14 protein-coding genes are annotated in these 24,582 nt (G+C 39.1%); 7 read left to right on the top strand and 7 right to left on the bottom strand.

Features of this window, described 5'->3' with window-relative positions; translation table 11 throughout:
* Window positions 1-16: 16 nt before the first annotated feature.
* Entirely contained in the window at window positions 17-823 is an 807-nt protein-coding gene (locus AC13EX_RS05820; RefSeq protein WP_482891939.1) for a DUF4382 domain-containing protein, read from the bottom strand.
* Window positions 824-886: 63 nt separating this feature from the next.
* Window positions 887-1,948 (bottom strand): carbohydrate-binding family 9-like protein, encoded by a 1,062-nt coding sequence (locus tag AC13EX_RS05815; RefSeq protein WP_482891938.1) that lies wholly within the window; start codon window positions 1,946-1,948, stop codon window positions 887-889.
* Window positions 1,949-2,200: 252 nt separating this feature from the next.
* Between AC13EX_RS05815 and AC13EX_RS05810 the strand changes: the two genes are divergently transcribed.
* From AC13EX_RS05810 to AC13EX_RS05785, 6 genes are all read left to right on the top strand, one after another.
* Entirely contained in the window at window positions 2,201-3,385 is a 1,185-nt protein-coding gene (locus AC13EX_RS05810; protein WP_048641232.1) for an efflux RND transporter periplasmic adaptor subunit, read from the top strand.
* 3 nt (window positions 3,386-3,388) lie between these two features.
* On the top strand, window positions 3,389-6,568 hold the full coding sequence (locus AC13EX_RS05805) for an efflux RND transporter permease subunit (protein WP_339711796.1): 3,180 nt from the start codon (window positions 3,389-3,391) through the stop codon (window positions 6,566-6,568).
* An 11-nt stretch (window positions 6,569-6,579) separates the two neighbouring features.
* Entirely contained in the window at window positions 6,580-8,001 is a 1,422-nt protein-coding gene (locus AC13EX_RS05800; protein WP_482891937.1) for a TolC family protein, read from the top strand.
* Window positions 8,002-8,052: 51 nt separating this feature from the next.
* Window positions 8,053-9,381 (top strand): dGTP triphosphohydrolase, encoded by a 1,329-nt coding sequence (gene dgt, locus AC13EX_RS05795; protein WP_482891936.1) that lies wholly within the window; start codon window positions 8,053-8,055, stop codon window positions 9,379-9,381.
* A gap of 448 nt (window positions 9,382-9,829) precedes the next feature.
* Complete coding sequence (gene ileS, locus AC13EX_RS05790; RefSeq protein ID WP_482891935.1) at window positions 9,830-13,204, top strand: isoleucine--tRNA ligase; 3,375 nt, start codon at window positions 9,830-9,832, stop codon at window positions 13,202-13,204.
* 3 nt (window positions 13,205-13,207) lie between these two features.
* Window positions 13,208-13,849, top strand: a complete 642-nt coding sequence (locus AC13EX_RS05785; RefSeq protein WP_482891934.1) for a lipoprotein signal peptidase — start codon at window positions 13,208-13,210, stop codon at window positions 13,847-13,849.
* 376 nt (window positions 13,850-14,225) lie between these two features.
* Here AC13EX_RS05785 and AC13EX_RS05780 read toward each other — a convergent pair whose 3' ends face one another.
* From AC13EX_RS05780 to AC13EX_RS05760, 5 genes are all read right to left on the bottom strand, one after another.
* Window positions 14,226-19,094 (bottom strand): DNA repair ATPase, encoded by a 4,869-nt coding sequence (locus tag AC13EX_RS05780; RefSeq protein WP_482891933.1) that lies wholly within the window; start codon window positions 19,092-19,094, stop codon window positions 14,226-14,228.
* 164 nt (window positions 19,095-19,258) lie between these two features.
* On the bottom strand, window positions 19,259-21,325 hold the full coding sequence (locus AC13EX_RS05775; protein ID WP_482891932.1) for a flotillin family protein: 2,067 nt from the start codon (window positions 21,323-21,325) through the stop codon (window positions 19,259-19,261).
* Window positions 21,326-21,334: 9 nt separating this feature from the next.
* Window positions 21,335-22,033 (bottom strand): hypothetical protein, encoded by a 699-nt coding sequence (locus tag AC13EX_RS05770; protein ID WP_048641224.1) that lies wholly within the window; start codon window positions 22,031-22,033, stop codon window positions 21,335-21,337.
* 2 nt (window positions 22,034-22,035) lie between these two features.
* A complete protein-coding gene (locus tag AC13EX_RS05765; RefSeq protein ID WP_482891931.1) occupies window positions 22,036-22,749 on the bottom strand; it encodes a PspA/IM30 family protein in 714 nt (237 codons plus the stop codon).
* Between the two features lie 12 nt (window positions 22,750-22,761).
* Window positions 22,762-23,157: a type III secretion system chaperone family protein gene (locus tag AC13EX_RS05760; protein WP_339711810.1), complete on the bottom strand. Its 396-nt coding sequence runs from the start codon at window positions 23,155-23,157 to the stop codon at window positions 22,762-22,764.
* A 243-nt stretch (window positions 23,158-23,400) separates the two neighbouring features.
* Between AC13EX_RS05760 and AC13EX_RS05755 the strand changes: the two genes are divergently transcribed.
* Window positions 23,401-24,150 (top strand): helix-turn-helix domain-containing protein, encoded by a 750-nt coding sequence (locus AC13EX_RS05755; RefSeq protein ID WP_482891930.1) that lies wholly within the window; start codon window positions 23,401-23,403, stop codon window positions 24,148-24,150.
* The last annotated feature ends 432 nt before the right edge of the window (window positions 24,151-24,582 follow it).

Raw genomic sequence — 24,582 nt, 5'->3', positions numbered from 1 at the left:
AAACTTGGCAATATTATCAGGGGGAGGTGGATTCTTGTAAGGTGATGGTGATTGGGTCTAGGGTCAATGTGCTGTCAGGGTAAGTCAAGAGAGTGAAAGTAGTGTCCTGATATCCTGTAGGAGCGGCTATTTTGAATGCGTATTCATCTTCTGGCAAGCCACTAAGCAAAAACCCACCATCATCAGCGGTGAGTGTGCTGAAGGTGTCTGTGGCTGAGATTGCCAGCACATGTGGGGCGATGCTAATGGGGTAGATTGTTCCAGTGATTTCTGATAAACCAGTCCCTACAAATACCCTAAGATGAGGGACAAAATCAAAGCCTCCACTTTGGTTAGCGACCACAGATTGGGCCAGGTCCAGATCCAGAATGATGTCATAGGAAAGACCACTTTGGGTGTTAATGTCCACATCCAATTCCAATAGTGCCTCGCTATCTGTGGAGATGCTCATATCCGTTCGGATGTCGTCCTTTATCAAGTAGGCTACATCTCCCAGAAGAAACCTAACTTTTGAAATATCTCCAGCTGGAATTTCTGTTCTTCCTATGAGAAGCTGGGTGTCATTGACCAGTGCACTTACCAAAACCATATTGCTGGCAGCCTGATAGGGGATACTCACCCAGTTGGCATTTTCCTCACTTCCGCGAATTCCCGCAGGCAGAATTTCTACCCCATTGACTTCTACCCATACTTCATCAAAATCTCCAGGAGAGTCTATAAGTAATAGGTTGATCAATGAGCGTGTTTCTGTCGCTTCTGTACAACCAATGCAAATAAGGCCAAGAAGCCAAAAACCAAAAAAGTTAATTGTATTTTTTATCATGAGTTGATCTGTTTTGCCATTTGGCCGGTCAGAATTTGCTGTCTAAGTCGATAAATGCCCTACTTATTTTTTCCATATCTTGCTGTCCTCAGTTATATACCAGTATTTGTCCTTGGAGGTTGCCGGGCAGGAGATTTTAAACCAAGACTTAGTAGCTTCTATGGCCACATCTGACAAGGGAGTATTGCTATTTAGCTCAGTCAATTGATCGGTATAATGACCATGGATAGCGAAAAACGCCTTTTCTGCATCGTATAGCTTTCTTAGTTCGTTTTTTATCTGCTCATCTGCATGCATGACAAAAGCTTGATTGCCATTTCCAACTTGGCTATCAGAAAATTGAACGTAACCCCATCTTTCCGGCAGGTGCATATTGATCAATCCCATGGGAGACCAAACCCAATTGTCTTCCGGGTAGGATTTACCGGTTTGTGGGTTGATTTTTTTCGTGTAGCCATTTGCTGTAGGTTCAATTTGCCATTGCACCCTTGAAAAGTTGATGCGCCATTGATCACCATTTTCAGGGGCTTTGTAAGAAGGTCCGGATTGTGAGAGGCTTTTCCAGGGTATGGCCATCTCTATGGACCAGTGGTCGTCCACATCGCTGGGGTCATTAATCGTTCCATCTAGATGGATGGCATATTCAAAATCGTTGATGTTCCATCCATTGATAGGTCTTCCCCCATTTTTATAAGGTTTGGTTAGCAAGAGATCCCATAGAGTTCCAAGTGCATTGACCTCTATTTCGTAATAATTATGGGTGTCTCCATCTGGATCTATAAATATTTCAATATCATTCTCATGGAATATTACTGATTCTCTTTCAGTGTAGGTAGCCCAAATATTTTTCTCCTTGAGTAGAATACCGATATATAAAAAATTTTCATCCCAAAGCATTTTCATTTGAGTCAATTGATTGGGCATTGGAAAATCAGTTCCCTGGATATCCATAAAAGGACTAGACCAATTGGCCGCGAGCCAGTTGGACTCTTCCAGCTTACCATCTATAATAGGCTTTTGACTGACTTTATAGGCCACATAGCCTTTGGCTTGGGGAATGTCTTGGGCATACACCGCGAGATTAATTATTGACAAGCCTATCAATAGTATAGATTTTCTGAACATATTACAGTCTAGGTATAGTCGCAAATATACAACAAGTAAAAGAATCAACAGGCAGCAAAGATAGCGAGTTATTCAAAGAAAGTTAAACACCTATTTATCCATGATATTGCCCGTTGACAGGAAGTAAAAGTGTCTTTGGCAAAATCTAACAGGATTTAACCGGAATTATTGTATTATTTGTTGTTGCTTTAAAGTGTAAATAATACATCACTTTAAAATTTGAATAAAGGTAAAACAGGTTTGGTATTGAATATGAGCAGAATAAAATTAAATAAAATTGGAATATATGCATTTTTTATTCCGTTAATTGTTGTTTTTTCATGTAATAGTGGCGATAAATCAGGTAAAAAAGCTGAAGCAGTCAAAGAATTCCCAGTCATTGAAGTGGTTGCATCAGACACTATTATGCATAGGGACTACGTAGCAGATATCAAAGCCATTCAGAATGTGGAGCTTAGGGCCAGGGTACAGGGCTTTCTTGAAAAAGTAAATGTGGATGAAGGGCAGGAAGTAAAAAAAGGCCAGATTCTTTTCAAAACCAACGAACAGGAATACAAAGCGGAATTGGCCAAAGCCAAAGCCAATTTTGAAAGTGCAAAAGCAGAAGCCAAAGTGATAGAGTTTGAAGTCGGCCGTTTGAAAATCATGGTGGACAACAACGTCATTTCGGAATCTGAGCTTAACTTAACCAAGGCGAAATACGATGCTGTTTTGGCGAAAATTGAGGAAGCCAAATCTGCCATGGACAATGCAGAAGTACAATTGTCCTATACCAATATCAGGGCTCCTTTTGATGGGATTATTGATAGAATACCTTTAAAAACGGGTAGTTTGGTAGAGCAAGGCAGTTTATTTACCACCGTTTCCAATATTAGCTCTGTCCATGTTTATTTCAATGTCTCTGAGAAAGAATACTTGGAATACATCAAGTCTAAAGGAGAGACTACTGAGAACAATGTTGTCAACCTTGTACTTGCAGATGGAGCGCCTTATGCTTATGAGGGCATTATCGAAACCATGCAAGGTGAATTCAATGCCAATACCGGTTCAATTGCATTTAGGGCTTTATTTCCCAATCCAACAAAGATCCTTAAGCACGGAGCAACAGGTAAAATCATCCTTACCAATAAGATAAGGAACGCAATTATTATACCTCAGAAAGCGGTCTTTGAAATTCAGGACAGGAGTTTTGTATACATAGTTAAAGAGGACAACACTGTAGAGATGCGCAGTATTATTCCTAGAGCAAGATTTTCTCATTATTATATTATAGAGTCTGGTTTGGAAGTAGGAGAACGTCTGGTGTATGAAGGGATACAGAATGTGAAAGATGGTATGACCATTCAGCCTAAAATAGTTGCTGATGAAACTGGTTCTACATTACCAGAAAATGACGATACCCTTGCAGAAGTAATGCCTACCAGTACAGAACAATAAGCTATGTTTGATTTATTTATTAAAAGACCAGTTTTATCACTGGTTATTTCCCTTTTCTTTGTATTACTGGGGCTTTTGTCTTTTTTCACCTTACCAGTTGAGCTTTTCCCCGACATTGCGCCTCCATCTGTTTCCATCCGTGCCAAGTACAGGGGAGCAAATGCTGAGGTTGCTGCCAAGACGGTGGCCACACCTCTTGAAAAAGTGATCAATGGTGTTCCAGGCATGACTTACATGACTTCTGTTAGTAGTAATAGAGGTACTGTAGTTATCAAGGTTTATTTTCAGGCAGGTGTAGATCCAGATCTTGCTGCTGTGGAGATTCAAAACCGGGTTTCGACAGTAGTCAATGACCTGCCAGAGATTGTGACCAAAGCCGGTGTAACGGTAGAAAAACAGGTCGAAGGGCTACTGATGTACATCAATATTGCCAGTGATGATCCCTCACTGGATGAAGCCTTTATTTATAACTACACCGACCTCAATGTATTGCAGGAATTGCAGCGGGTGGACGGTGTAGGATTGGCAGAGATAATGAGTACCAAAGATTACTCCATGAGGATTTGGCTCAAACCTGATCGTATGACAGCTTATAAAATAGCCACGGACGATGTGATTGAAGCCATAAACAATCAAAACGTGGAAGCTGCACCTGGCCAACTGGGAATTAGTTCTGGTAAAGACATGCAGGTACTTCAGTATGTACTTAAGTATACAGGAAAATTCTATGAACCCAAGCAATACGAAAACCTTGTCATTAGGGCCAATCCTGACGGCTCGATTTTACGATTAAAAGACATTGCCGATGTAGAATTCGGTAACCTGAATTATGGTAGAATCGCCAAAATGGATGGCAAGCCTGCTGCTTCGGTAATGGTAATTCAGAGACCAGGATCCAATGCCAGTGAGGTAATTGCCAATGTGAAGAAGAAAATCGAACAGATTAAGCAGGATAATTTTCCTTCTGGGATGGATTACAAAATCTCCTATGATGTGTCGAGGTTCCTTGACGCTTCTGTTAAAGAGGTATTGGTGACCTTAGTAGAGGCGTTTATCTTGGTATTTATAGTAGTGTTTATTTTCCTCCAGGATTTCCGATCTACATTGATTCCTACCCTGGCTGTTCCGGTAGCACTGATAGGGACCATGTTTTTTATGCAGTGGTTGGGCTTCTCTATCAATTTACTCACATTGTTTGCGCTCGTCCTTGCGATAGGAATTGTGGTGGATAATGCCATTGTGGTGGTAGAGGCAGTCCATGCCAAAATGGAAAAAGAAGGATTGGATCCAAGAGCAGCCACTTTTGCTGCAATGAAAGAGATCAGTGGGGCGATTATAGCCATTACAATGGTAATGTCTGCAGTATTTGTTCCGGTAGCATTTATGTCCGGCCCAGTGGGTGTGTTTTACCGACAGTTCTCATTGACACTTGCAGTAGCCATCTTTATTTCTGGTATCAATGCATTGACCTTAACCCCTGCTCTTTGTGCTATCTTGCTTAAAAATCATTACGGTGAAGAACAGAAGCAAACACTGTTGCAGCGGTTCTTTAACAAGTTCAACCAGTATTATAATTTCTTCGAAAACAAATACCTACAATACATCACCTATTTGGTGCCGAGAAAAGGTATCACTACTCTAATATTGTTGTTTTTCTTTGCTGCCACTTGGGGAGTAAGTAAGATTTTGCCTACTGGCTTTATACCTACAGAAGACCAAAGTATGGTCTATGTAAATGTCACTACTCCTGTAGGAGCGACCGTAGAAAGAACTGAAAAGGTATTGGATGAACTTGTCCAAAAATTAGAAGGGAATGAAGCGGTTGCTGGTGTTTCAAGTTTGGCGGGTTATTCATTGGGTAATGGACTCTCAGGAGCCTCTTATGGTATGGCCATGGTCAATTTGAAATCATGGGACGAAAGGAAGGATTTACCCATCCAAGGAACATTGGATGAGTTTGCTGCATTGGGTGATGAAATCTCCGATGCGAAAATTGATTTCTTCCTGCCACCAACTGTATCAGGCTTTGGTAACTCCAGTGGGTTCCAAATGAAGGTATTGGATCAGACAGGTACGGGTAACCTTAATCGGTTGTCTACAGTTACAAATGACCTGGTTCAAGAACTTATGGCGGCTCCAGAAATTGGCTATGCCTTTACAGATTTCGATCCTACCTTTCCTCAGTTTTTAATTAGAATAGACCAGGATCAGGCGGCTAAGAATGGGGTGACCATTGCCAAGGCTTTGGGGACCATGCAGGTTTTATTAGGAGGTCAGTTTGTTTCAGATTTTGTTCGTTTTGAACAGATGTATGATGTAATGTTACAGGCAGGGCCAGAATACAGGGCCAAGCCTGAAGATGTTTTGGCACTTCAAGTAAAAAACAATGTAGGCGAAATGGTGCCGATTTCGGCTTTCCTTACAATGGAAAAAGCCTACGGACCGGAACAATTGACACGATTCAATATGTACAATTCTTCTACCGTAAAGGGTTCTGCGGCACCTGGATATAGTAGTGGGGATGTTATTGCGGCAATTGAAAGGGTTACAGCGGAAAAACTTCCACAGGGTTATAACCATGACTGGTATGGAATGTCACGTGAAGAGGTTACCTCAGGTAACCAGGCCATAGTAATTTTCCTTATCTGTTTGTTATTTGTTTACCTGATTCTTTCAGCACAATATGAAAGTTTCCTCTTGCCATTACCTGTTATCTTTTCACTTCCGGTAGGGGTTTTTGGTGCATTTATCTCTCTTTATTTGCTAGGGCTTCAGAACAATATCTATGCGCAGGTAGCACTAATCATGCTTATAGGCCTATTGGGTAAAAATGCCATTTTGATTGTGGAATTTGCCATACAAAAAAGAGAAGCAGGTCATTCTGTGATTCAAGCTGCAGTGGAAGGATCTGTAACCAGACTTAGACCTATCCTTATGACCTCCTTTGCCTTTATCGCTGGACTTTTGCCTTTGGCCATGGCCACTGGTGCAGGTGCTTTGGGTAACCGGTCTATTGGTACAGCTGCTGCTGGAGGGATGTTTATTGGGACGATATTTGGTTTGATAATCATCCCGGGTTTGTATGTGATTTTCGCCCATTTTACCTTTAAAAAAGTGGAAGAAAACTCAGGTCCCACTTCAGAAAAGAAAGATAATTCTCAAGTATCTTTTTCAAATAATTGAACCAATACTACATGTTTTTAAAAAATAAAATAATCCTTCGTCTTTCAATGGGCCTCCTTGCGGCGGGAACTATGTTTGCCTGTAAAAGTATTGAGGCCCCGGTAATGCCGGAAATGGAACCTCTGCCTAGCACCTTTTTGGACATAGAGGATTCTGCCAGTATCGGCGATATTTCATGGGAAGCTTTCTTCAATGATCCCAATCTGGTGTATCTTATTGAGGAAGGACTTGAAAATAACCTGGACATTCTCACCGCAATGGAGAGAATAGAAATCGCAAGAGCTCAATACCGAATAACCAAAGGGCAAATGTATCCTACCTTAAACGGTATGGTTCGTTACCGATCCGGTGATATTCGCCCTAACCTATTTAGCGGTACCATCAATGGGGACAGAAATGTAGTCAATAGGACAGAAAACAATTTTATCGGATTTCAGAGTACTTGGGAAATTGATGTCTGGGGAAAAATTAAGAACCGTAAGGAAGCCGATTATGAAAAATTCCTGGCTACAGGAATGGGCAGGCACTTGGTAGTGACCAATATGGTGTCAGAAATTGCCAAAATCTACTATCAGTTGTTAGGGCTAGACATTCAGTTGGAAACAATCAACAGGAATATTGAGTACCAGGAAATGGCATTGGAGCTGATCAAAATCCAGAAAATGGCTGGTAGAGCAACGGAATTGGCTGTTCAGCAGTTTTCTGCCCAATTGCTATCTACCAAAAGCCTTTCCTATGAAAAGCAGCAAGAGATCATAGAAACGGAAAATAAACTCAATTTTATACTTGGAAGATTTCCACAACCAATTGAAAGGGCCTCTTCTTTATTAGAAATTAAACTTCCCTATGGCATGGAAGTAGGCTTGCCTTCTGAAATGCTGTTGCGTAGACCTGATATTCGTCAGGCTGAACATGAGCTTCGTGCAAGTAACTTCAATGTGTCTGCTGCAAGAAAAGAATTCTTACCGTCTTTTAGCCTTACTCCTTATGTGGGCCTAAACGATAAAAGTTTACCAGATGCCCTAAAAATGCCTGGTGGATTGACCATTGGTATCTTGGGTGGCTTGACTGCCCCAATTTTTGCGCAGAATCGCATCAGGGCTGGTTATGATCAAAGCATTGCCTCTAATAAAATAGCCTTGTACAATTATCAGAAAAGTATATTGGATGGTTATCAGGAAGTTTCAAGTAAACTCCAACGGGTGGGCAACCTCAGGGAAGTGTACAGCCTAAGGGATGAAGAAACCGCCGTATTGCTCAATGCTGTTTCTACTGCAAATGAATTGTTCCGTGGTGGTTACGCGACCTATCTTGAGGTAATTACTGCTCAGTCTAGGGTGCTGGAAGCGGAATTGGACAAAACCAATACAAGAATTGAGATGTTCCTTACCGTAGTAGATCTTTATCGCGCATTAGGAGGTGGCTGGAAATAGTCCGGCTATTTCTTTTTTACCTAAGCCTACACTTCGTATTTTTGAGGTGTTATGATGAATTGGGAAAAATTACTTTTACCTGAGGGTTTAAAACCTTCGGACACAGATCTACAAAGGAGTCAATTTGAAAGAGATTTTGATAGGATAATCTTTTCGGCTCCTTTTCGAAACCTACAGGACAAGACGCAGGTTTTTCCCTTACCGGAAAATGATTTTGTGCACACAAGATTAACCCACAGCCTTGAAGTTTCGAGTGTAGGTCGATCTTTGGGAAAGTCAGCAGGAAAATTCCTATTAGACAAATACCCGGAATTGGCGGCAAAAAAACTGCAACCTTTTGATATAGGAGGGATTGTGGCTACTGCAGCCTTGGCTCATGACATTGGGAATCCTCCTTTTGGACATGCTGGGGAGGAAGCCATTTCAGATTTTTTTAAGTTTCATGACATTGGTAAAATGTGGGAGCAGAAATGCTCAGCCAACGAATGGCAGGACCTCACTAATTTTGAGGGCAATGCACAAGGATTTCGAATGTTGGTAGATACCGGAAATGGGATGAATATTTCTCCGGCTACCTTGGCGGCCTTTACAAAATACCCAAGACCTGCATGGTGTCAGTCAACAGATAAGAAGCGAAGAAGTCAGAAGAAATTTGGCTTTTACACGAGCAATCTTTCCGATTATCAGCTTCTTGCTCAAAAAATGGGCATTCCCCAATTGGCAATAAACTGTTACATGAGGCATCCTCTGGCTTTTCTTGTGGAAGCAGCAGATGATATCTGTTACAGTATCATTGATTTGGAAGATGGTTGTACCCTAGGCTTGGTTTCTCTGGAAGAAACGATTTTACTAATGGCGGCTATTATCGGAGAACGATATGATCCTAAGAAACTTCAAAAATACAGTAGTCCAAAGCAGAAATTGGCCATCATGCGGGCCATGGCCATTAGTCAGTTGATAAAAGAAACCACTTTTGTTTTTGAACAATATGAAACAGAGATTTTGTCTGGTGAATTTGACCAGGCATTGACAGAAATTATTCCATCTGCTAAGCGTTTGGAAGCCATCACGGAGCTTTCAGTGAAAAAAATATACCGCTCTCAACCCGTATTGGAAAAAGAAGCAGCGGGCTACCAGGTTTTGGAAGGGCTATTGTCAACCTTTTCTGAAGCGCTTTTTAATTATCACTTCGATAAAGAAAGGTTTTCAGGCCACAACAAAAGTATATTAAGGCTTTTACCTGAAGAATATGAGCTACAAACAGACCATGAGGCTTATGTTCTAATGAGAGAATTACTGGATTTTATCTCAGGAATGACGGACAAACATGCACTTTCCCTCTACAGAAGAGTGAAAGGAATCACTATTCCTAACACATGAGTTTGTGAGAGAGAAATTCGAAATTAAATTCGCCCTCGTCAGTCCTGAAAGCACTAAATCCAAATGATTTTTTCGAGAACGTCCAACTTTTTTAAGAAGACCTGAACTCGACTTGTATGATGAGAATTCTTGAGTTGCAGGCAGAATGCGCAAAATTAAGCCAAAGGCATTTCACTCGTGAGAAATAGCATGGTATTACATACTTTTTTAAGAAGGAGTAAAACAGCTGTTTATCCTGCGTAAAGGCAGTAATAGAGCCAAACTATATGTAATTGAAAGGCTGAATTGTTGTCTAGGTTAGTGTGCAGTAGGCTAACTGCATAGTTTTTCGTCAATTGCCATACATATACCCTTGTTTTCTATTAACTTTACGCCTTCGTTTTGGGCAGCTTTCAATTGTCCAATATTATAAGACGCATCCAGACACAGATTATATTTTCTAATTACAGTGAAGAAATATCAGGAGTTTAAACAGGTAGATTATCCCAAAATTGGGGAAGATGTATTGGCTTTTTGGAAAAACAATGCCGTTTTTGAAAAATCCATTAGCAATAGGGAGGGAGCACCTGCCTATACCTTTTATGAAGGCCCACCTTCAGCCAATGGTACCCCGGGAATTCACCATGTAATGGCCAGGGCAATTAAAGATGTCTTTTGCCGATACAAAACCCTTAAAGGTTTCCAGGTAAAAAGAAAAGGAGGATGGGATACCCATGGCCTTCCTGTTGAGTTGCAGGTTGAAAAAGAACTTGGCATCACCAAGGAGGACATAGGTAAAAAAATCTCCGTAGAAGAATACAATCAAAAATGTAGGGAAACCGTTATGCGCTACAAGCATGAATGGGATGACCTGACAGAAAAAATTGGCTATTGGGTAGATTTGGACGACCCTTACATCACCTTTGATGTAAAGTACGTAGAGAGTCTGTGGCATCTGCTCAAAAAGCTATATGACAAAGACCTTATCTACAAAGGCTACACCATTCAGCCCTATTCTCCTGCAGCAGGAACGGGACTAAGTTCCCATGAACTCAATCAACCGGGAAGTTACCGGGATGTTAAAGACACATCTATCACCGCCCAATTCAAGGTGAAAGGTGAAGAGGATCTTTATATATTGGCCTGGACCACCACCCCATGGACTTTGCCTTCTAATTCAGCCCTTGCCATAGGTGAGAAGTTGGATTATGTAAAAGTTAAAACTTTCAATCCTTATACTTTTGCACCTCAGACGGTTCTTTTAGCGAAAGCCAGAATGTCGGCTTATTTTAATCCTAAAGGAGCTAAGGTAGATTTGGATGCCTATAAGCCTGGAGACAAAATCATTCCTTATCAAATCGTTGAGGAAATGAAAGGCAAAGACCTAATGGGCTTGAAGTACGAACAATTGTTCCCTATAAAGGCACTTGAGCTTCCTGAGCCGGCATTTACGGTGATCTCGGCAGATTATGTGACCACGGAAGATGGAACAGGGGTAGTTCACCTGGCCAAAGCATTTGGAGCCGATGACTTTAGAACACTTGTGCAACAAGATGTTCCTGGTGTATTCCTTAAAGATGAAAAAGGGCTTGAAATACCTATTGTTGACAAGAAGGGTAAGTTTCTTCCTGTTGTGGGCGAGTATTTGTTTTCCAAAATTGAAGAGCATGAAATCCCCGTACACAAAACCTTTGGTGTAGATGACTTTTATGTCAAAAATTATAGCCACGATGATGAAAGTGACAAGGCTTACAAGAGCACAGATGTCATTATTTCCATCATTCTGAAAAATGAAAACAAGGCTTTTAAAGTAGAGAAGTACGAGCATAGCTACCCACATTGTTGGCGTACGGACATGCCTATTTTATATTACCCGCTAGAAAGCTGGTTTATCAAAACCACTGCTTACAAGGACAAACTGGTTGCTTTTAATAAAACCATCAACTGGAAACCTGAATCTACCGGAACCGGCAGGTTTGGAAATTGGCTGGAGAATCTTGTTGACTGGAATTTGAGTCGCTCCAGATTTTGGGGAACCCCTTTGCCTATCTGGAGAAACAAAGAAGGAACCGAGACCAAATGCATAGGGTCTTTAGCAGAATTAGAAGCAGCTATAGAAGAATCGGTTGCCAAAGGTTATATGAAAGAATCTCCCTATAAAGGAAAAGAAGTGGATCTCCACCGTCCTTTTGTAGATGACATTGTGTTGGTAGCAGACAATGGAGACAAGATGTTCCGTGAGCCAGACCTTATCGATGTTTGGTTTGATTCCGGAGCCATGCCTTATGCACAATGGCATTATCCTTTCGAAAATGAAGACATCTTTAAAGCCAACTATCCAGCTGATTTTATAGCCGAAGGCGTTGACCAGACCAGAGGTTGGTTTTTCACGCTTCATACGCTGGCAGTGATGCTATTTGATAGTGTAGCCTTTAAAAATGTGATCGCCAACGGTTTGGTATTGGATAAGAACGGCAATAAAATGTCCAAGCGTTTGGGAAATGCAGTAGATCCATTTATAACCCTTAAGGAGTTTGGTCCTGACGCTTTGCGCTGGTACATGTTAAGCAATGCCAATCCTTGGGACAACCTTAAATTCAATAAAGAAGGAGTAGTGGAAGTGCAAAGAAGGTTCTTTGGTACACTTCAAAACACTTACAATTTCTTTGCTTTATATGCCAATTTGGATGCCTTCGCATACGATGCATCAAACAAAATACCTGTTAATGAGCGCCCTGAACTTGACCAATGGATTCTTTCCAAACTTCAGTCGCTGATAAAAGAAACAGAAACTGCCTACGAAAATTATGATGTAACACCAGCATCAAGGGCCATTATGAATTTCACTGTAGACCAGTTGTCCAACTGGTATGTGCGGTTGGCCAGAAAGCGGTTCTGGAGAGGAGACATGAATGCTGATAAGCAAGCAGCTTATGAGACCTTGTATGAATGTCTGGAAGTTATTTCCAGCCTGATATCGCCGATAGCTCCTTTTTATGCAGATTGGCTTTTCCAAAACCTTACTGCAAGTCTAGAGAGCAAACCTTTGTCCGTGCACCTGACGGATTGGAAATTATCTGATGAGGGTTTGATTAACTTGTCCCTTGAAAATAGCATGCAGTTGGCTCAGGATATTTCCTCTTTGGTGCATTCCTTAAGGAAAAAGGAAAGATTAAAGGTAAGGCAACCACTTCAAAAAGTACTTATTCCTGTATTGAATGAAGATACCAAGGCTTTAATTGAACATGTAGAGGAACTAATTAAATCAGAAGTTAATATAAAATCAATCGAATACATTGATGATACCTCTGACATTTTGGTGAAAAGTATCAAGCCCAATTTCGCCTTGTTGGGCAAACGGTTTGGGCCGAAAATGAAAGCTGTTAGCCAAATTATTCAGCAGTGGGGCAAAGAAGAAATTGCTCAAATTGAAAAAGAGGGGCAAGCCAGCATACAATTAGACGGTGAATCTGTCTTGCTTCAACTTGAAGAAGTGTTGATTCAGTCTCAGGATATTCCAGGTTGGTCTGTAGCTACAGACAATGGAATTACTGTGGCATTGGATGTTACTTTGACTACCGAGCTGAAGGAAGAAGGTGTTGCCAGGGATTTTGTCAACAGGATTCAGAACCTTCGTAAAGATATGGGGCTGGAAGTTCAGGATAAGATTCGAATTCAGATTGCTCCACTTAATGAAACCGTGGACAATGCTTTGTTGAATTTCTCTGATTATATTAAAACAGAGACACAGGCACTTGCGTTAACCCTAGATGGGGATAGTAATAATTCCACCGTATTGGACATGGATGAGTTTGAACTCGCCGTTAAAGTAGAGAAAGTATAACATATGAAGTATTGGAAGTATTTTGGGATCACCTTACTGGTGATTGTGATTGATCAGGCGGTGAAGATGATGGTTCATTACGGAATGGATTTTGGCACAGCAGGGCAGATCAAAGTTTTTGGAGATTGGTTCAAGCTGCATTATACCACCAACCCCGGAATGGCATTTGGGATGCAACTAGGCTCAGAATATGGTAAACTTATGTTGACCAGCTTTCGCTTGATAGCCATGTTCGGAATAGGCTATTATTTATATTCTTTGATAAGTAAAAAGGCGCATCCGGGATACATAATTTGTATTGCCATGATCTTAGGAGGGGCAGTAGGAAACCTTATCGACAGTGTATTTTACGGTGTTTGGTTAGGTAATGCACCTTTTGATGCTTCTACACCATGGTTTCATGGACAAGTTGTTGACATGTTTTATGTTGATATTTGGGAAGGTTTTGTTCCGGAATGGATTCCAATCTTTGGTGGAGGCTATACTGCCTTATGGCCAATTTTCAATATAGCAGATGCATCCATTTTTGTAGGAGTAGGCATCATTCTTATTTTCCAGAAACGTTTCTTTGATGAAGAAAATGAGGAGCATGTAGAAAAAGAAGAAGAGGACCAGGTTCAAAAACAGTTTATTGACGAGAAGTAAGTTTACTACTTCTTTAAGTAATTGAACATAAAAAAGGCGGTAAATGTCCCTTAGGGATATTTACCGCCTTTTTTATGTTTGGGCTTCAATTATATTAACCATAGTTGAAAACCCCATAGCCGTTGAATAATTCATCATTACCTCAACCTCGGAAGGGGCTGATCAAGGTTCAGTTTCTCAGTAGGAGCCTCGACTTGTGAATCATCTATGTTTGTTGCACATTTCTGAAAAGTTTTAACATGCCTTGTGCCTTGTCAAAAGTGAGTTATTGGTTTGAACTGAGTGGAGTAAAAACAGTTAAAAACCTTTTAGAAGAAAATTACCGTTTTTTGTTGTATTTAGGTTGTTTCAGCCTCAGCAAAGTAGTAATTTCAGTTTACCCTTTCGCCTTAATGGCGCGTTCTAGCACTTCTTTTATGCCTTCCAGGTTATCACTGAAATTGACCATTTGCAGCACTACCTGTGCCATTTCATCTTGATTTCCTAAGCCTCTTAACTTGTTGTTTTTAATAAAAGTGGTTTTTATTTCATCCCATCTAGCTTGTTCTGATGGTGTAATTGTGCCAGTTAGTTCTTTGTATTTTAATAAATTGGCTTCGGCGGAACTTGTAAGCGTTTGTGCCTCACTTTCGTAATGCGACAACAAAAGATTTTGTAACTCCTTATTGTTCATAATAGGAACCACTTTGGATACCAGTTTATTCATGTCTCGATAAGAGCCTTGTAGTTTAAATGGGGGTTCAGTCCTGTAGGCATCATCCTTAGCAGCGCTTTCTATATAAGCCTGGTTTACTTTGAGTACAGTGTCTCTTATCTTTAATACCTTTTGGATTACGCTTATGTAATCCTGAATTTCTTGATTGGTGTGATTTCCATGAAGTACACCGTCCTGTGTCTCGTTTTCAACTCGATTTAACAAGGTATATACATCTTCAAGAAATTTGTTCCTCAGTTGATTCAATACAGGATTGCTCGTTAAAGAATTTTCTATTAAGCTAAGGTTAAACTGATGGTCTGAATCGCCTATAATGTCCCCAAGATTATAAATATCGGCTCGGTTGGATAGCATGTCTGGAACCTGGAATTTTGCCCCACGCTCTGTATAGGGGTTTCCTGCCATTATTACACAGAACTTTTTGCCTCGAAGGTCATAGGTACGTGGCTTTCCGTTATATATTCCTTCAATTTTTCTGGTGCCATCGGAAAGGGATATGAATTTTTGTAAAAACTCTGGATGGCAATGTTGAATATCGTCTAAATACAACATTACGTTATTCCCCATTTCGAAGGCTAAATTCAGCTTTTTTAACTCCTCTTTTGCTGCACTATTTGTGGCTGCTTCAGGGTCTACCGAGGTAACCTCATGGCCTATGGCTGGACCATTAATTTTCATGAACACCAAGCCCAATCGATTGGCAATGTATTCCATCAAAGTGGTTTTACCGTAGCCTGGAGGCGAAATCAAAAGCAAAAGCCCCATTCTATCTGTCCGACTATTGTTCCCCACGGTACCAAGTTGTTTGGACAGGTTCTCTCCAAATAATGGCAAATAAACCTGATCGATTAGTTTGTTACGCACAAAGGAAGTCAGAACCTGAGGTTTATACTCTTCCAATTTTAACTGCTCTTTTAACTGAAGGGTAATATCGGTTTTTGCCTTTTTAAAGGCTTGGTAAGCGGGTACCTCCTCATTTGTGAAATGAGTTAAAGTAGCCACAAAATCATGATAATTAAAATGAAATTCACCTTCAATAATGGTAGGGTGGTTTCCCGCTAAATTATGAATGACAGCATTTGGCGAAATCATTTTCTTTTTTGCAATGGGTTGATCAAACAAGCAATTACAAACGATCTCATCAATATAACGGGCATTCTTTGGATGCTCCTGATTGATGAATGCAGCAACCCATTGCCTTGCGAGTTTTATTTTCTCATGAAATGTACTGGTATTGTCAATGGCTTCTTTAAAACGTAAATCAGCATTTTTTGCTTTCATGACATTATTAAAGGCTTGCCTTAATTCCTCTGCTTCTGAACTTACTTCAAAGGCATCATTACCCTGCAATTCTTCAAACAAATAATTTGAAATAACATTAATTTCAGCACTTGAAAATAGCTGAGTTTCAGAAATAAGCCTATGGATTTTTTGCTGCAATTCATCTATCAGGTAATTAAACTCTTTAGAATAAGGGAATACTTCCAAAACAGATCCAGCCGCTTTTATCATCCGATTAAAATGCAGGCGTTCCTTTTCAGTAAATGAATACCAACTGTATTGTGCATGGGCTCTTATGGCAGGTGAGTAACGCAGTAAACCCAAGTCTTTATGCGTATTCACTAGGGTTAGTAAAATTTTTGCTGCATCCTCATCGTGTACCCCTTTTGTATACCCTTCATTGTAGTTGGCACTGCTTGCCTTTTTTACCAATTGAACCAAGTTTTCCTGGGAGGCATCCGCCAATTGGTCCCAGGGTGTTTCCTTAAACAGTTTAAAAGCTAGGTAACTCCCCCTATATACTGTGATGTTTTCAGAAGGGTATTCTTGATCCCAATATTTCTGGCTGTTTACCAGTACTTTGTTGGTCAGTCTTTGATAGAAATCTGTCCCTGTTAGATGATAATTGAGGTGATTGTCTTTGAAAACGATGGTTAAATCTAGGGGCTGTTTATTTACACCAAATTTGTACTTGCCCAGTTTAATAACGTTTTCGCCATCTTCATACAGCTCCTGCTTGTCTTTTAATTTACGTAAGGCATCTTCCTTGGCAACCTTTAAAGAAGTGGCTACTTCTTCCGCATTCCCACTTTCATCCAATTCATTTAGCTGATCGATGATGTCACGGACCTTGTTGATCATTAAGTCGGATGCGAAATAACCATTTATTTCTGCAGTGGATTTTAAGGTTTCTGCTTTTTTGGCAACTCCTTTTAAAATGCGTGCTGTTGCAGTTTTTAAAGCAATTGATTTTTTATTGCGTCGCTCAATTAAGCCCGTTTTTTTATTGTCAAAAGCCGCATGGACTTCCTCCCGTTTCTCAATTATTTTGGGAATAAACGCATCATAATCTGCAAATTTACCTTCCAATTCTTCCAGTTGAATAGATATTTTGGTTTGGTATTCATCACATTTTTCGGGGGTATCGGCAATATCCAAATAGTTGATAATGCTTTGGTCCACCAATTTTATTTGCGCAGAAAAATCAGCAATGGCTTCTTTGCTGCCCAGAGATTTGCGTTTGTTTTTTATTGCGGCTTTGAGCTGATTTAACGTGGCAAAAATCAAGGAAATATGATCGATTATTTTAGTTGATTGGGATGTGTCTTCAATTTCTAAATTGGTTACAATCTCAATTAATAACTCTAAATCCTTTGCAATTTGATTTACCTCTTCCTCAAGTTGCTTGGCTTCGATTACTTTAGTGACTTTTTCCAAAGCCATTTTCTTTTCCTTAACTTGCAACTTATAAGGCGCCAATGCATCATCATTAAGTAAAAATGCTACACATTGCTGAGCAATATTGTCGGAATACTCGGCAATCGTATTTTCAAGTTCCTTGGTGTAGTCGGTATTTACATAGCGAACATCGTTTAATTCAATGGTTTCGCCCCTTAAGCCACGAAGCTGGGTTAACATTGATACAAAATCATTGATGCTATTAAATGAGGTGCTTTTTATTATAACAAAAAGTTCATCTGCTTTATTTTGCAAAGCCTTTGATTGGCTTGCAGCCGATTTTTTTAATTGAACAACCTTTGTAAATTCATCTATAGCAGCATTGGCTGCATCACTAATTTCATTTAGAGGTTCAGAAAGATCCTGTGTATCCGGTTCCTTAATCCAATAATACGAGTCTAATAGGTCTTTTGCGGCCTTGGAAACATCCTCATATAGGCCCTCATAATTATCATCTTTGTTGAGTAAATTGATCAAGGCATTGCTTTCAGCCATGGCTTTGACAATGTCTTTATTTCCAATTTTATACAACAGCGAGTCCGTGTGTTTACTTGGGATGAAATCACCTTTTAAATAAGGAGTTTGCCAAATTTGTACCACATGATGCTTGGTTTGCTCTCCCTCACCCTTAAAGTAACTAAGTTCTCCATTTTGTAAAATGGTGTAACCATTACAAATAATAGGCGTGACAATCTGTTGAGTGATCACATTATAACTCATTAGAATATACAAACCTTCCGAGGGTGAATAGAATACGAACATATAATCTTCACCATTGGGAGAAGCAATTCGCGAAACAAACTTTACATTGGGGATGCTATTATCGAAAACATGGTATTCTCCGGTTTGCAAATAGTACCCTGTCGGAAAAATAATTCCTTGGTCATCAGGTAGAAGTACCGCAGCTTCTCGTAAACTGTCAATTTTTTGCACTTCCTGTACCTTGTGATTGTATACAAAAAATCTGGAATCTTCTTGAAATGGTTTTATATCAATAAGAATAAGATTTCCTAAATCTGCATATTTGTACTGTGCATCGTCTAGCGTTTGATCTGGATAATCTACAGGTTCATCATAGACCCCTTTACCATCTTCTGTATTGTCCTCTATTTTTATGGTAAGATCTCCTCCTATTGCCTCTACAAATACTTTATCCAATATTGAAACATGTGAATGCACCCCATACCTGTGCATATCACGAGTAACTTCTAGCCATTTAAACTCATATTGGGCAGGGAACTTGTATTCATGATCGCTTCTGTTGTCTACATATACCAGTTTTCCATCTTTGATAAGCCATTTAAATGCCTTAATATCAGTGACACTTTCACTCAATTGAAAAATCATGTATAGAAAATTGCCTATTTTGGCAAATCTCGCAAAGATGGTATTTCGGTAGTATTTGTATAGATTATCAAAATCTGCTTGAAACTGTACGTCTTCTATGAAATCTAGCCCTATGGCTTCAAACCTGTTATTGGTGAAACTGTATACGCTAAATACATCGTTGAGCTTTATATCTGTACGTAAACCAAAATGCACATTATAGCCAAACACACAAGTATTCCCAAAAGAAACGATATCACGTGCGATACAATTATTTTCCGTGGAAATTCTATCATTAGCTATCAGTTTTGTTTCTAAAGCACCAAAAACAGCCTTACGATCCTCATTAAGTTGGTTTAACCGATTTTGAAGGTCTTGTTTATGTTTTTGTAACCTATTTCTAATGATTTCATATGTGCCACCATCTAAAATTTGCTTTGGTTCCGTTTTATTTGGTTCAGTCATTGGAGTTGTGCTATATAGGTGTGCGTAACTTACATGAATCATTTACACATGAGCTGCTCAATGTTTACACTTGCGTGTTGTTTTAAGAATAACTTTTTGGAATAGAAAAATGCGTTCAATGCACTTATTAAGCTTTTGCAGAAAGACATTGAACGCGATAAGTTTTACAATTTATTTCCTGAAATCCCTAGGCCTTTAGCTAAACTCAGAAGGTTGCCAATCACGTTTTGTTCATTTTTATCTGTAGCCTGATTTTGCATGGTCATCAATAAATTGGCAATAGTGACGTTTTTAATGTCCTCACTTGAGATGTTATATCTTTCAGCAAAATCTTTTATTCGAGACAATAATTCTCCCTCATTACCATTGCCGTCACCTAGTAAGGCCTGCTTAATTTCCTGGATGTTTGTGCTGTTATTTACCATTCTGTCAAAGCCTTTTGCTTTAGTGATTTGACCAATAATTTGCTCAAAAAACATTGTTTCTCCTCCCACGATGTCAATTTTGGAAGTTTTCAAGGCATCTCCAATCACTTGAGCCTGCGCATCTGCAATTGCTTTCTGAATATTGATTTCTGCCAAATCAACCTGTAATTCTTTATCCAACTTAAGCTTAAACTCTTCGTGCTCTTTGCCCACACCATCTAATTTTTTCATTGCATTGGCCTTCTCTTCAATTCCGGCTGCATCGGCTAGAGCTTTTTCTTTAATAACGTCTGCTTCTGCCAATCCGTCTTTGCGTTTTGCTTCTGCATTAGCCTCAATTCCTTTGGCCTCAGCCAAGGCTTTTTTCTCAATTATTAATGCCTCTACAATTCCTTGGCGCTCATTTGCTTCTGCTTTGGCATGCATAACTTGTGCCTCTGACAATCCAATGGTCGCTTCTTCCTTCGCGGTTGCTTCTGCCAGGATTTTTCTACCTTCTGCCTCCTTGGCACTTGCTTCTTTTTTCGCCTGTGCCTCAATGTTAATTTCCTCGGCATGTTGCTTCATGGCCTCCTTTTTGGATTCCGCTTGCTTAATTACTTTAATAAGCTCTTCCTCTGCAACACCTTCTGCAATTGTGATTTTCACCTTTTTATCCCTATCTGCTGTTTTAAAGGCCTCAATATCCTTCATGTTCTCCTGTTCCTGAACCACACCTTTTTCAAGCGCCACTCGGTCACGGATTACATCTTGGATATTTTTCTTTTCAACTTCAACAACTTTTTCCTTTTCAATTTGAGCAAGAGTTACTATACGTTCTCTTTCGGTTGCCTCAAGCATTCTGTCTTTTTCAACTCGCTCCGTTTCTATAGCGTTGGTTCGTTCCTTGTTCTTTTCTGCAACAATGATCTGACGTTGCATATTTTCTTCAGCCACCTTTACTTTCTCCTCAGTGGCTATTCTAGCAGTTTCAGATTTTAATCGCTCTTCTTCGGCCACTTTTAAGATGTCCGCTTGCTCTCTGGCTTTAATGTTGGCAATCTCTCTACGTTGGGATTCCTCCTTTTCTGCCAATTGCCGGTCTAATTCCAGGATTGCTTCTCGTGCCTCCACATCTTGCTTTCGTATGACTTTTTCCTCATCACGTTTAATGAAGTTAGCTTTTTTGTTTTGCTCTGCTGTCAGTTCAGTAATTTTCTTTATTCCTTCTGCATCTAGAATATTGTCAGCCCTTAAATAATTTACCGGAGTCTGCTCTAAAAAATCGATCGCACAATCTTCAAGGGTATATCCGTTTAGATCTGTCCCTATTATATCTACGATCTCATCCCTAAACTCCCGTCTGGCTTCATACAGTTCAATGAAATCAAACTTTTTTCCCACGGTTTTTAAGGCTTCGGAAAATTTGGCCTCGAACAAGTCTTCAAGGGTTTCGATTTTTGAAGCCCGCTCCGCACCAATTGTCTGTGCTACTCTTTTGATAAATTCTATGTCGTTGTTGACACGAACAAAAAATGCTACTTTAATGTCCGCTCGCATATTGTCTTTACATACCAAGCCTTCAGATCCTAGTCTTTCGATCTGGATTTTCTTTACAGAAATATCCATGATTTCTAACTTGTGAAATAAAGGAACCACATACATGCCCTTATCGGTGGCGATTTGGATTCCGCCAAAACCGGTACGGATTAAGGCCTCGCCTTGGCGAACCTTTTTATAGAACAATGCAATAATTGCAAAGAAAATTATAATTAGGAATACGATTAACGCTATTCCTATTGCCAATAATGATGGAATCTCTGTCATAGTTGTTAATTAGTCGTTATATACTTGTGCGTAATAAAAACTTTTGTCTTCTGACTCTTTGATAATGAGAACTATTTCTCTAAAACTGATTTTTTCTCCATTTAAAGATTTGATGTAAACAGACATAGGGTTGCCATCGATGATAAATTCTGCATTGCCTAATTTATCCTTTTCAATACTGGATAAACTTGTGCCTTTTCTTCCGATAAAATCTATGGCCTTATCTCCGTTTTTATTAAAACCCTTGAAAAAACCTTTGAATGGACTTGTGAAAACTTTCGTGAAAATTAGTGCTGGGATAAAACTGGCCAGCATAAAAATAAAGCCTATACTGTTTGAATAGCTATGTGTTATAGTTGTTACAGTCAAAGTGATAAACCACCAGGCAAATACAAAACTTGTGAAAGTAAACATAAAGGGCAAGCCTACAAAATTGAAATAAATCAAAAATACCTGCCACCATTTTAATTGCATTCGCCTATTTCCCGCTACATCTTTCTCGTTGAATTCCGCGTTCGCTACATCTTCAAAATCAATATTGCTACTTTCTAAACCGGTATTAGCATCTAAACCAGCATCAACATCAATATCTAAGTCAAAGTCAATCCCACTAATCATGGTTAATAACCAATAGAGGATCAAAATAATGGTAAAAATACTTAATGGTAGATTTACACTCGAAAATATAATGTCAATAATGTTTTCCACTTTTATGTGTTTTTATCATTTAGGCCAAGATTTTTCTTTAATTCATTCAGCTCATTGTCAGCATTTGCTTCACTGATATTCGCGGCCTTATCTAACTCGCTGTCTATGCTTTGATTCTTATTGGCTATTTCGCCATACGCCTCAGCCAGTGCCTCTTCTTGGTTTACTTTTTCTTTCATTCGCTCCAGCATAGATACGGTTCCTGTACTGTCCAACTGGGCCATTTGTTTGTTCAAGCTATTTTTTGCATTGCTCACCTTCACTCTGGCCTTAAGTGTTTTTAGCTCATTTTCCCAGTTATTAATGGTGCTTTTTAGCTCTTGAATGTTTCCATCAAGTTGATTTACGGATTCTTGCAACTTGCTTGCTTCGTTTGCATATTGGATAGCCTTTTTGGAAGCTTCCTCTTTTTTTAACAATGCCTGTTTTGCCAAACGATCGGCTTCCTCAGAAGCTAATTCTCCCGATTTCCCTTTTTTTATTATAATAACGGCTTTATTGTAGTATTCTTCAGCCGAACTATCCATCTCTTTTTTATCATTTCTTGCACGTATAGCCAATGCTTTAACTTGAGCAAGCGAATCTAAATTTTTATTTAAATCCAATTTTAAATCTCGAATGCCTTGTTCGGTTAGTTTTATTGGATCTTCCATATTATCTATAGCAGCGTTTGCTTCCGCCTGTCCTATTTTAAATATTCGTTTCAAGAAGTTCATTGTTTTTGAATTTTAGTATTTAGAAAACTTAATGATTTGTTCCGAGTATTCACTCAGTAAGAGACTTAGAGAATTTAAGGAAGCTTCTATCTCATTTAGATCTAGGTTTTCTATTTGAAGTGTGTCCCTAAAAATTACTTTATCGCCATCGTCATCCAGTACAAATGCTCCATGAATAATGTCTCTGTTTTTTTGCAATAAACTTTTGTAGATCGAGTTGTTATTGTTTTTGATTTTAAAGATATACTGCTCTAAAATTAAAACCGGGGGTGCAATCCCTACAATAAGGTTCTTGATACCGTTGTCCTCTTTCTGGATTACCAAGATCCCTTCGTCAGGATTTTCTTTTGTAATATCAACATCCAGTTTCAATAAAAATTCTATGATACGATTATAATAGTTATCCATAATTTATTGTTTGCTTAAGTAACAATTTCGCTTATGACAATCTAAAAAAAGAAGATATAGCCGAAGTAATTTTAATTTTTTTGCTGAATAATACAAGTAAAATTCCCTGTAATTAGCAAGTTAGGTCACGGCTCAGCCCCTGAATGATTGGCTAAAATAATTTGCAATACCACTGCTTTTAACTAATATTGCTAGAACAAATATAGTAATAAAATGGATTTATGCAAATTAAATTAGCAAAACATGTCTTTTTTTGGAAGGAATATTAAAAAAATACGAAGTTTGAAGTTGCTATCTCAACAAGCATTTGCAGAGGTTTTTGACCTTAAAAGAGCTACTTTAGGCGCTTATGAGGAAGAACGTAGTGAGCCTAAAATAGATACTATCATCAAAATTGCAAATTATTTTAGCATCCCCATTGATGATTTGCTAACAAAGGAATTGACCATAAATCAATTATTGAAATTTAATACCAATTTAACTACCGATGCAGACCAGATGGAGGTTGCGGCCTTAACAAAGGTGCCTATAATATTACCCGAGTGTGTTGCAGACTATCTTAATCACCATTCAAAGAAAAACTTTATTGCAGACTTGCCTGTGATGAGCTTGCCCATCAGTAATGAGAAAATATTTAGGGCTTACACCGTTACTGATTTGGAAATGGCGAATCAGGATGTGGGATTCTATCCTAACGATGTTGTAGTGGGTGAATTAGTTCCAAAATCAGCCTATAAGAAACTCAATAATCGAACCCCTGTAATAGTTGTCACCGATACCGATATTTTAGTAAGAAGATTTTTTAGCACAGATAAAGGTTATGTGCTAAGGGCGGATCATAAAGGCATTGATGACCAAGTTTTTAACGCGAAGCAAATCTATGAGCTTTGGCGTATTCGCTATGTGTTCTATAAACGAATTCCTGAAACCTCTGGCGAAATATCGGATCAGATTAACCTTTTAAGGATGGAAATTGAGAAATTAAAAAAGTAAAACATCCCGTAATTGTATTGCTTTTTATAGTTATTTACTTAAGGGAAAACTCATAGCCCGAGTTTACTACTTCTTCAAGTAATTGAAAATAAAAAAGGCGGTAAATGCCCCAAAAGGACTTTACCGCTTTTCCGTTTTACTTTGTCATGAGTACTGAACTATCAGTGCTTTCTAGTTCCCTAAAGGGATTTATCTTTTGTTGATTTTTGGCTTTCCTTAATCTTATTTACCATCAGGTAAACGAATGCTCCTCCCAGCGCTGCTGCAATAAGTAAAATAACAATCCAAACTATGTTCATGGCTTTAGGTTTTTATTTGTTATAAGTTATTGAATATCTGGTAGATTTTCAATTAAATGGCTTGAAAATAATTTCGGAAGCAAACCTATTTCACTAAAGGCCTGAAAGGCCTAAATATCAAAGCCATGTGTGC

The organism is Cyclobacterium sp. L-R (genome assembly GCF_056859355.1).
Note: the sequence above shows the minus strand (reverse complement) of the source record. Positions and strands in the feature narration are given on the sequence as shown.